This is a genomic window from Nonomuraea sp. NPDC003201 (genome assembly GCF_053590415.1).
Map to the genome: position 1 here is coordinate 21743 of NZ_JBSFTC010000117.1, position 10254 is coordinate 31996.

Annotated in this window: 8 protein-coding genes; 6 read left to right on the forward strand and 2 right to left on the reverse strand. The window is 72.5% G+C overall.

Annotated elements, in window-relative coordinates:
* Positions 1-59: 59 nt before the first annotated feature.
* From ACWDX9_RS32670 to ACWDX9_RS32695, 6 genes are read left to right on the forward strand one after another with little or no spacing between them, the layout of a single operon-like run.
* On the forward strand, positions 60-638 hold the full coding sequence (locus ACWDX9_RS32670) for a helix-turn-helix domain-containing protein (RefSeq protein WP_449960683.1): 579 nt from the start codon (positions 60-62) through the stop codon (positions 636-638).
* A gap of 32 nt (positions 639-670) precedes the next feature.
* Positions 671-1789 (forward strand): ABC transporter substrate-binding protein, encoded by a 1119-nt coding sequence (locus ACWDX9_RS32675; RefSeq protein WP_449960686.1) that lies wholly within the window; start codon positions 671-673, stop codon positions 1787-1789.
* A 6-nt stretch (positions 1790-1795) separates the two neighbouring features.
* The gene (locus ACWDX9_RS32680) at positions 1796-2671 is read left to right on the forward strand and encodes an ABC transporter permease (protein WP_449960689.1); all 876 of its coding nucleotides are present in this window, start codon (positions 1796-1798) and stop codon (positions 2669-2671) included.
* The gene (locus ACWDX9_RS32685; protein ID WP_192786195.1) at positions 2668-3462 is read left to right on the forward strand and encodes an ABC transporter permease; all 795 of its coding nucleotides are present in this window, start codon (positions 2668-2670) and stop codon (positions 3460-3462) included. Before ACWDX9_RS32680 ends, ACWDX9_RS32685 begins: the two co-directional genes overlap by 4 nt.
* Positions 3449-4582 carry an ABC transporter ATP-binding protein gene (locus ACWDX9_RS32690; RefSeq protein WP_449960691.1) on the forward strand — a complete coding sequence of 378 codons (1134 nt, stop codon included), beginning with the start codon at positions 3449-3451 and terminating at the stop codon, positions 4580-4582. Before ACWDX9_RS32685 ends, ACWDX9_RS32690 begins: the two co-directional genes overlap by 14 nt.
* Complete coding sequence (locus tag ACWDX9_RS32695; protein WP_364239053.1) at positions 4579-5997, forward strand: NAD(P)/FAD-dependent oxidoreductase; 1419 nt, start codon at positions 4579-4581, stop codon at positions 5995-5997. Before ACWDX9_RS32690 ends, ACWDX9_RS32695 begins: the two co-directional genes overlap by 4 nt.
* Before the next feature lie 102 nt (positions 5998-6099).
* On the opposite strand, the gene ligD is transcribed toward ACWDX9_RS32695, so the two are convergent.
* Both ligD and ACWDX9_RS32705 read right to left on the reverse strand, forming a co-directional pair.
* The gene (gene ligD, locus ACWDX9_RS32700; protein WP_449960694.1) at positions 6100-7302 is read right to left on the reverse strand and encodes a non-homologous end-joining DNA ligase; all 1203 of its coding nucleotides are present in this window, start codon (positions 7300-7302) and stop codon (positions 6100-6102) included.
* Between the two features lie 123 nt (positions 7303-7425).
* Positions 7426-10254: ATP-binding protein (locus ACWDX9_RS32705; RefSeq protein WP_449960697.1), on the reverse strand; the 2829-nt coding region annotated here is incomplete at its 5' end.

The window sequence follows — 10254 nt, forward strand, 5'->3', positions numbered from 1 at the left end:
TGTACGGTCCTTTCATTGCCACTTAACAACTTGTTCAGTGCAGCCAATCGAGAGGTTCGATGACGGAGTCGGAGAACGCCCGCTTGGGTGCGCGAATCCGTGCCTACCGCAACATGCGCCGCATGACCGTGCGCGCACTCGCGGCGGAGGCCAGGGCGAGCGCGAGCTTCATCAGCCAGCTGGAGCGCGGGCAGACCAGCTCCAGCATCGGGATGCTCAGGCGAATCGCCTCGGCTCTCGGGCTCACGGTCGCGGATCTGTTCAACGAGGAGGACGAGGTCGGCCACCGGGTGGTGCGCCGCGACGCGCGTCCGGAGCTGCAGACGGCTCCCGGCACGCGCAAGTTCCTGATCTCCCAGCGTCCGCTCCAGAACGTGGAGGTGTACGCCGGGGAATTCGATCCGGGCTCGTCCACCGGGGACGAACCGTACACCCACGGTGACTCCCAGGAGATCTTCCTGGTCATCCGCGGGCGGATCACTCTCTGGCTCGGACCCAACGGCTCTGCCGCCGCACACGTGCTGGAGCCCGGGGACAGCGTGGAGTACCGCACGTCGGTCCCCCACCGGATCGTCAACGAAAGTGACGAGACCGCCGAGGTCCTCTGGGTGGTCGCCCCACCTACTACATCCTCCTGAACCCCAGCTATACCTGCCCTAGGGGGTAACCCATGCCGAAGCAACCAGCGCGACTGGCCGCCATGGCCGGCGTCGCGGCTTCGCTCCTGCTCGCGACCGCCTGCGGAGCCGGCTCTGCGGCGCCCGCCTCGATCGATCTCGGGTCGGGGCCCGCCAAGTCGGGCACGATCAAGAAGGACGCCCTGAGCGGCCTCAACATGACCTTCGTCTCCTACGGAGGCGTCTACCAGGAGGGCCAGCAGAAGGCGGCGGTCGACCCGTTCGCCCAGGAGTCGGGCGCCAAGATCCTCCAGGACGGCCCGACCGACTACGCCAAGATCAAGGCCCAGGTCGACTCCTCCAACGTCACGTGGGACGTGATCGACTCCGACTCCATCTGGGCCGAGGCCCAGTGCGGCAAGCTGCTCCAGCCGCTGGACTACTCGATCATCGACAAGTCCAAGGTCCCCGAGGGCCTGTCCGGCCAGTGCACCGTCCCCGCCATGCAGTACGGCATGGTGCTCGTCTACAACAAGGACAAGTTCGGCGCCAACCCGCCCAAGGGCTGGAAGGACTTCTTCGACACGACGAAGTTCCCCGGCAAGCGCGCCATCTCCGGCAACCCCGGCGACTCGGCGCCCGGCCCGTTCGAGGGCGCGCTGATCGCCGACGGCGTGGCGCCCGACCAGCTCTACCCGCTGGACGTCGACCGGGCGACCAAGAAGCTGCAGTCGGTCCGCTCCAACCTGGTCTTCTGGAAGACCGGCGCGGAGGCCCAGCAGTTGCTGGAGTCCGGCGAGGTGGACATGGGGATGGTCTGGAGCGGCCGGGCCTACGCCGCCGTCAAGAACGGCGCGCCGTTCCAGATCGCCTGGGACCAGTGGATGCCGATCATGGACTCGCTGGCCGTGCCGAAGAACGCCAAGAACCCGAAGGCGTCGATGGCGCTGATCAACTACTACCTGGGTGCTCAGCAGCAGGCCAAGCTGACGGAGCTGACCTCGTACTCGCCGATCAACACCGACGCCAAGCCGAGCCTCGACCAGACCGGCCAGGCGTTCCTGACCACCGCTCCGGGCGTCCCGGAGAAGGCACTCAAGATCGACTCCAAGTGGTGGGCCGAACACCAGCCGGAGATGATCGAGAAGTGGTCGGCCTGGCTCGGCGGCTGATCGCGGATGGCCTCCACCCTGCAGGCGGTCGCCCCGCCCGCCGCCGCCAGGCAGCCGGCGGACCCTGAGCGCCGCCCGGCGCTCCTGGTCCTGCCGGCGCTGGTGGCGCTCGCCGTCTTCTTCCTGTTTCCGCTGATCTCTATGGTGATCAGCGCGTTCACCGATCCGGTGCCGGGTCTGGGCAACTTCACCTGGTTCTTCAGCGAGTCCCAGAACCTGCGGGTGCTCGGGCGCACGTTCACCACCGCCCTGTGGGTGACGGTGGTCGCGCTGATCCTGTCGTATCCGTACGCGTACGCCATGACGATCGCCGGCACGCGGGCCAGGGCCGTGCTGACGCTGCTGGTGCTGGTGCCGTTCTGGACCAGCCTGATGGTGCGGACCTTCGCGTGGGTGATCCTGCTGCAGGACACCGGCGTGGTGAACGACGTGCTCGGGACCATCGGGCTGGGTCCGTTCAGCCTGATCCGCACCCAAACGGGCGTCGTGATCGGGATGGTGCAGCTGCTGATGCCGTTCATGGTGCTGCCGCTCTACGCGGTGATGAGCGGGATCGACCGGCGGCTGCTCACCGCGGCGGGCAGCATGGGAGCGCGGCCCGTCAAGGCGTTCATCGACGTCTACGTGCCGCTGTCGCTGCCCGGGGTGTCGGCGGGGTGCCTGACCGTGTTCATCAGCGCGCTCGGGTTCTACGTCACGCCCGCGCTGCTCGGCTCCCCCACCGACGCGCTGCTCTCGCAGCAGATCTTCACGCAGGTCAACGGCCTGCTGAAATGGGGGCGCGGCGGCGCCATGGGCGTGGTCCTGCTCGGGCTCACGCTGGCCATGATCGCGCTGCTGGCGGTCACGCTGCGCCGCGCCGGGAAGAAGGTGACCGGATGAGCGCCCGGGTGGGACGCGGGGCGCTGTGGGCGTTCTGCGCGCTGGTCGGCGTCTGGCTGGTGGCCCCCGCGCTGATCGTGGTGCCGCTCAGCTTCACCTCGAAGGCGTCGCTCAAGTTCCCGCCGGACGGCTGGTCCACCCGCTGGTACGAGCACTTCTTCGGCGACCCGGCCTGGATGTCGGCCCTGTGGACCTCGCTCGAGGTGGGCCTGCTGGTCACCGTCGTCGCCACCACGCTCGGAACGGCGGCGGCGCTCGGCCTGACCCGGGCCAGGATGCGCGGGCTCGCGCTGGTCCAGGGGTCGATGCTGGCCCCGATGATCGTGCCCGGGGTCGTGCTGGCCATCGGCGTCTACGCCGTGTTCCTGAAGCTGCAGCTCGTCGGAACGCTCATGGGCTTCGTCATGGCGCACACCGTGCTGGCGCTGCCGTTCGTGATGATCCCGGTGACCGCGTCGCTGAGCGGGTTCGACCGGCGGCTGGAGAGCGCGGCGGCCAGCCTGGGCGCGGGCCGCTGGACCACCTTCCGCACCGTGACGCTGCCGCTGGTCGCCCCCGGCGTGGCCGCGGGCGCGCTGTTCGCGTTCGTCACGAGCTTCGACGAGGTGGTCGTCTCGCTGTTCATCCAGAGCCCCTACCTGCAGACCCTGCCGGTGAAGATGTACGCGAGCGTCACCCGCGAGACCGACCCGACCATCGCCGCGGCGGCCACGATGATCATCGTGCTGACCACGAGCCTCGTCCTGATCGCCACCTTCTTCGTCGCCAGGAGGTCACGTGCCCACCAGTAACGATCTCGCCGCCCGCGGCGCCGGCATCGAGCTGACCGGACTGACCAAGCGCTACGGCGACTTCGTCGCCGTGGACGACGTCTCGCTGTCGATCAAGCCGGGCGAGTTCATCACGCTGCTCGGGCCGAGCGGCTCGGGCAAGACGACCACGCTGAACATCATCGCCGGCTTCGACCGCCCCACCACCGGCGAGCTGACCGTGGACGGGACCGCCATCGCCGCGACGCCCGCCCACAAACGGGACATGGGCATGGTCTTCCAGCACTACGCCCTGTTCCCGCACATGACGGTCGCCGAGAACATCGCGTACCCGCTCAAACAGCGCAAGGTGCCCAAGGCCCGCCGCGCCGAGCTGGTCGCGGCCGCGCTGGCCACCGTCCACCTCGGCGAGTACGGCCACCGCTACCCGCGCGAGCTGTCCGGCGGCCAGCAGCAGCGCGTGGCCGTGGCCCGCGCCATCGTCTACAGCCCGCGCGTGATGCTGATGGACGAGCCCCTGGGCGCGCTGGACAAGAAGCTGCGCGACTGGCTCCAGCTCGAGATCAAGCGCATCCACGGCGAGCTCGGCACCACGTTCGTGTACGTCACGCACGACCAGGACGAGGCGCTGGTGCTGTCGGACCGGATCGCGGTCTTCAACCGCGGCCGCATCGAGCAGGTCGGGCCCGCCGAGGAGCTGTACGAGCGGCCCGCCACGCTGTTCGTGGCCCGCTTCCTCGGCGAGTCGACGATCCTGCGCGGCGACGTCACGCCCGACGGCATCGGCGTGTGCGCGCGGCTGCTGCGGGCGCCCGGCAGCCTGCCCGGCGGCCCGTCCGACAGCCTGGCCAACAAGGCGGGCGCGCTCGTCGTACGACCGGAGCGGCTGGCCGTGCGTGAGGCGGGTTTCTCCCCCGATTCGGAATGGAACGCCCTGCCGGCCACCGTCACCGGCGAGATTTACCTGGGCTCCAGCAGGAAGCTGGAGCTGAGGCTGCCCGACGGCTCGTCCGCGCTGGTGCGCGAGCAGGCCGGCAGCCTCAGCGACGCCCGTGGCGGCGACGAGGTCACCCTCACGTGGCGCGTCGCCGACTCCGTCCTGCTGCCCGACTCGCCCGATGTGGAGGCTGTGCTCACGTGAAAGGCATCCCGCTCACCAAGGACTTCGCCAACGGCGGCGTCTCGTTCTGGTACCGGCAGATCGGCCTGCCGGACCGGCGTCCCCCGCTGCCGGGGCCGCGCTCGTACGACGTGGCCATCGTCGGCGGCGGCTACACCGGCCTGTGGACCGCGTACTACCTGAAGAAGGCCGAGCCGGGGCTGCGGATCGCGATCCTGGAGAAGGAGTTCGCCGGGTTCGGCGCGTCGGGGCGCAACGGCGGGTGGCTGTCGGCGGAGTTCGCCGGGTCGCGCAAGCGGCACGCCAAGGCTCGTGGCCGGCAGGCGATGATCGACCTGCAGCACGCGATGTTCGACGCCGTGGACGAGGTCATCGAGGTGACCCGCGAGGAGGCCATCGACGCCGACATCCACAAGGGCGGCCTCATCCACGTCGCGACGAACCCGGCCCAGCGGCGCCGGCTGCGCGCTGAGCTCGATGACCTGCGTACCTGGGGGTACGGCGAGGGCGACCTGCGGCTGATGGACCGCGACGAGCAGCGCGAGCGCGTGCAGGTGGCGGGCACCCTGGAGGCCACCTACTCGCCGCACTGCGCCCGCATCCAGCCCGCCAAGCTGGCCGTCGGCCTGGCCGAGGCGGTCGCCCGGCTCGGGGTGGACATCTTCGAGGACACCACGGTCACGAAGATCATCCCGCGGCGGGACGGCAGCCAGGCGGCGGCGGTCACCACGCGCGGGGCGGTCACGGCGGACTATGTCATCCGCGCCACCGAGGGCTTCACCGCCTCGCTGGCCGGGCAGCACCGGCAGTGGCTGCCGATGAACAGCTCCATGATCGTCACCGAGCCGCTGCCGCCCGAGGTGTGGAGGCACATCGGCTGGCAGGGCAACGAGCTGATCGGGGACGAGGCGCACGCCTACATCTACGCGCAGCGCACCGCCGACGACCGCATCGCGATCGGCGGCCGGGGGGTGCCCTACCGGTACGGCTCGCGTACCGACGTGCGGGGCGCCACACAGCCGCAGACGGTCGCGCTGCTGTGGCGGATGCTGGTCAAGCTCTTCCCCGCGGCGGCGGACGCGCGGATCCAGCACTCCTGGTGCGGCGTGCTGGGCGTGCCGCGCGACTGGTGCTCGACGGTGCACCTGGACCACGCGACCGGCCTCGGCTGGGCGGGCGGCTACGTCGGCAGCGGCGTCACCACCACGAACCTGGCCGGCCGCACCCTGCGCGACCTGGTGCTGCGCCAGGACACCGAGCTGACGGCCCTGCCCTGGGTGGGCCGCCAGGTGCGCCAGTGGGAGCCCGAGCCGTTGCGGTGGACGGGGGTGCAGCTCATCTACGCGCTCTTCCGCGCCGCCGACCGGCAGGAGAACGACCACGGCACCACGACGTCGCCGTTCGCGCGGCTGGCGAACCTGATCTCCGGCCGCTGACGCGTCTCCCCCGGAGCGCGCTCAACGCTCCGGGGACCCGGCGCGCGCTCAGTGTTCTCCGGGCCCGGCCCGTGCTCAGCGCTCCTGGCGCCCGGCCCGTGCTCAGCGTTCTGCGGGCCCGGCGCCGCGCCAGGGGTCGTAGTCGACCTCCAGCGGCTCCTGCGGCGGCCGCTCGGCCTCCGGCACGTGCTGGAGGTTGACCCGGATGCGATACCACACGCTGCTGCGCCCCCGCATGCCGTCGACCAGCACATCGGCGGGCTCCAGCTGCGCGGCGACCGCCGGGTGGCGGGCCTTCCACCGCTCGAACCCGGCCAGCGCCTCCTCCTTGTGCTCCGCCCGCGCGATCTCGATGACGGGCATCGTCTGCTGCCTGCGCCCGCTGCCCTTGGGCGGCTTGGGCGCCGGTCCGAGCTCCTCGGCCAGCTCCAGCAGCGAGTCGAGCGAGCCCGGGTGCAGGTCCATGTCCTCCCACGGGTCGCCGGCCTCGGCCAGCCGCTTGGCCACGGTGTCGATCGTGAACGTCTCGGGGCGGCAGCCGGGCACCTCGTCCCAGGTCAGCGGCGTCGAGACCCGGGCGTCGGGCACGGCCCGCACGGAGTAGGCGGAGGCCACGGTGCGGTCGTAGGCGTTCTGGTTGAAGTCGACGAACACGCCGTGCCGCTCCTCCTTCCACCACCGGCTGGTGGCCAGCTCGGGCGCGCGCCGCTCGACCTCGCGGGCCACCGTCTCGGCCGCCTTGCGCACCTTGGCGAACGGCCAGCGCCGCTCGATGCGGGCGTAGACGTGGAACCCTCGCGAACCGGACGTCTTGGGCCAGGCGACCAGCCCGTGGTCGGCCAGCACCTCGCGCGCCACCTGCGCGGTGGCCAGCACGTCGGCCCACTCGACGCCCGGCACCGGGTCGAGGTCGATGCGCAGCTCGTCGGGCCTGGACAGGTCGTCGGCGCGCACCGGATGGGGGTTGAGGTCGACGCACCCGAGGTTGACCACCCACAGCAGCTGGGCCAGGTCGGTGCAGACGACCTCCTCCGCGCTCAGCCCCGAGCGGTATTTCAGCTCGGCCACCTCGATCCAGTCGGGCCGCTTGGCCGGGGCGCGCTTCTGGAAGAACGCCTCCTGCTCGATGCCGTGCACGAACCGCTTGAGCACCATCGGCCGCCCGTGGACGCCCCGCAGCGCCGCCTCGCCCACGGCCTGGTAGAAGCGGATCAGGTCGAGCTTGGTGTGGCCGGACTGCGGGAAGACCACCTTGTCGGGGCTGGTGACGCGGACCTCGTGACCCGCGACCTCGATGTCAGGCATACGGTCACGATACGCGGGGCCACCGACAAGGCTCGGAGCGCCGGCGCGGCGGGCGCGAGAGCTCAAGGCGCCGAGCTCGGCGGGCGCGAAGGCTCAGGGCGCCGGCTCGGCGGGCGCGAAGGCTCAGGGTGCCAGCTCGGCGCGGCGGGCCTGGCTGCGCGACTCCAGGTAGGCCAGGCCGAGCCGCCGGTGCCTGGCGATGGCCGCCCGGTTGTGCTCGAGCGCCTGCTCCGTACGTCCGAGCCGGAGCGCGAGCTCGGCCAGCACGTCCTGCACGCAGCCCAGGGCCGCGCTGCCCGTGCCCAGGACGATGGGCTGGTCGGCGATCGGCAGCAGCCGTTCGTACATCTCCCCGGGGTCGGGGGTGCCGAGCTGGGCGGCCACCAGACCCCAGACCGGGAAGAAGAAGTCGGCCGACCAGTCCTCCCGCAGGTCCACGCCCCACCGCCCGAGGAGCTGCCGCGCCTGTTCGGTGCGGCCGACGTCCAGGGAGGCCAGGATGGCGAGCGGGCGCACCATGCTCATGAGCGGCTGATCGCCCGCGGCCACCAGCTCGTCCAGCAGCTCCGCCACCCGGCCCTGGCCCCGACGGCAGGTGTAGAGGACGCCGAGGCGGCGGGCCTCCTGACCCCACAGGCTCGCCCCGAAGGAGATCTTGGGGAAGTGCTCGGCCAGCGCTTCCGCCTCCGCCCACCGGCCGTGCAGGGCGTGGTCGGCGGTCTGCGCGACGCGGACCATGGCCTCCAGCTCGGGCCGGGCGACCTCGTGCAGCAGCTGCTCGCAGCGGGCCAGGTCCCTGCTCCACTCGGCCAGCTCGCCCGCGCGCAGCAGGCACGCCATGCGCAGCACCCGCGCCACCAGCCTGGCCTCCCTGGGCAGGCCGGGGATGGCCAGCATCTCCTCGGCCGCCGCCAGCCGCTCGGGGTTGCGGCCGGGTACGAAGCTCGCGATCACGTAGTTGTTGAGCGCCCTGGCCAGCAGCATGGGGTCGCCGGCGCGGCGGGCCAGGGCGACCGCGTCGAGTGCCAGCCGCTCACCCTCGGCGCGCCGGGGGCCGTAGTGCAGCTCGATGCCGAGCGTGCCCAGGAGCGCGGCCCTGGACCGGTCGTCGAGGTCGCCCGCCAGGAGGTCCTCCAGGATCGCGACCATGTCCTCGTCCACGACGCCGTACGGGCGCCAGTTCCACACCGACAGGCCGCCGAAGACCGAGACCGCCGCCACCAGCGCGTCCCGGTCGCCGAGCCGCTGGGCCTGGGCGACGGCCTCGGTCAGGTCGCGGTAGGCGCCTTCGGCGTCGCCCGTGGTGCGCCGGGCCTGGCCGAGCTCGGTGAGCACGCGGCAGCGCTCGGGCGAGTCGCCGGGCGGCAGGTGGTCGAGCGCCAGCTCCCACAGCTGCACGGCCTCCTGGTAGCCGTGGCGTTCCGCGGCCTGCGCGGCGGCCTGGGCAGCGTACGTGACGGCCTTGGGCGCGCCGCCCAGCCGGGCCGCGGCGGCGAAGTGGCCGGCCAGGATCGCCGGGTCGGCGCCGGGCAGGGTCTCCAGGTGCCCGGCGGCCCGCAGGTGCAGGCGGGCGCGGTCGAGCCGGGTGAGGCCCTGGTCGAGCGCCTGCCGTACGAGGGCGTGGGAGAAGCGGTAGTCGGCGGTCCCGGCCGGCGGCTCGGCCAGCAGCCCGGCGGCTAGCGCGGGCTCCAGCCGCGACATGACCTCCTCGACGGGACGGTCCACGAGGGCGGTCAGCAGGTCCAGCTCCACCTCCCGGCCCGCGACCGCGGCGGCTCTGAGCAGGTCCCGGGTGGGCTCGGGGAGGCGGGCCAGGCGGCGTTCGATGACGTCGCGGGCGCCGGGCGGGACGAGGTGGCGCTCGCGTTCGGGCAGGCGGAGCAGCTCGGTCAGGTAGAACGGGTTGCCGCCCGAGCGGTCGAGCAGCTCCTGAGGGTCTGCCGCCACGTCGCGCAGGCGCAGGTAGTCGCGCACGCCCGAGGCGTCGAACGGCGCCAGCGGCAGCCGACGGCCCTCTCTGGCCAGCGCGCCCAGGGTCTCGCGCAGCTGCTCGGGGTGGTCGCCCGGCTCGGGCCTGAGTGTCGCCACGACGAGCGCGGAGGTCCTGGCCAGCTCGCCGGCGACGTGGCCGAGCAGCTTCAGCGAGGAGGCGTCGGCCCAGTGCAGGTCCTCCAGCACCACGAGCAGGGGGCCGGTCCGCAGCTCCGCCAGCACGGCGTCGTACAGGTCGAACAGCTCTGCCTGCGGGGACGGCGGGATCAGGCCCGCGCGGGTCCACGGCCAGAACGCGGGGGCCGTGCCGCCGTCGAGGCAACGGCCCCACTCCACCCGGAAGCCCCTGGCCGTGGCCAGGTCGGCGATGGCCCTGGCCAGGCTCGTCTTCCCGATGCCCGCCTCGCCGGTGACCAGCGCCAGCCCGCCCCTGCCGTGCCGGGCCTGCGCCAGCAGCTCCTCCAGGACCCGCTGCTCGCTCTCCCTGCCCACGAGCCTGTCGGATCCCGGCCCTGCGGGGACGGGCGCGGGAGCGGGAGCGGGGAGGGGCGCGCCACCCGGGTCGAGCTCGGGCGCCTGATCGAACACCGCCTGCTCCAGCCGCCTCAGCTCGGGCCCCGGCTCGATGCCCAGCTCGTCGGCGAGCAGGGCGCGTACCCTGCGCAGCGCGGCGAGCGCGTCGGCCTGGCGGCCCGCCCGGTACAGCCCGAGCACCAGCAGCCCCCACGCCCGCTCCCGGTACGGGTGCGCCTCCGTCAGCGCCTCCAGGTCGGGCACGCTGGCCTCGCCGAGCGCCAGCCGGGCCTCCAGCCGGTCCTCCTCGGCCACGAGCCGCAGCTCGTCCAGCCGCGCGAACGCCGCCGGCGCCAGATCGGGGAACTCGGCCAGCGGCTCCCCCCGCCACAGCGCGAGCGCCCGGTCGAGCGTCCGCGCGCCCTCCGCGTGCCGCCCCTGCCTGAC

What these genes read in the sequence shown, in the direction of transcription:
- ACWDX9_RS32670 (WP_449960683.1), top strand. Translation starts at nt 60, where the DNA reads ATGACGGAGTCGGAGAACGCCCGCTTGGGTGCGCGAATCCGTGCCTAC.
- ACWDX9_RS32675 (WP_449960686.1), top strand. Translation starts at nt 671, where the DNA reads ATGCCGAAGCAACCAGCGCGACTGGCCGCCATGGCCGGCGTCGCGGCT.
- ACWDX9_RS32680 (WP_449960689.1), top strand. Translation starts at nt 1,796, where the DNA reads ATGGCCTCCACCCTGCAGGCGGTCGCCCCGCCCGCCGCCGCCAGGCAG.
- ACWDX9_RS32685 (WP_192786195.1), top strand. Translation starts at nt 2,668, where the DNA reads ATGAGCGCCCGGGTGGGACGCGGGGCGCTGTGGGCGTTCTGCGCGCTG.
- ligD (WP_449960694.1), bottom strand. Translation starts at nt 7,302, where the DNA reads ATGCCTGACATCGAGGTCGCGGGTCACGAGGTCCGCGTCACCAGCCCC.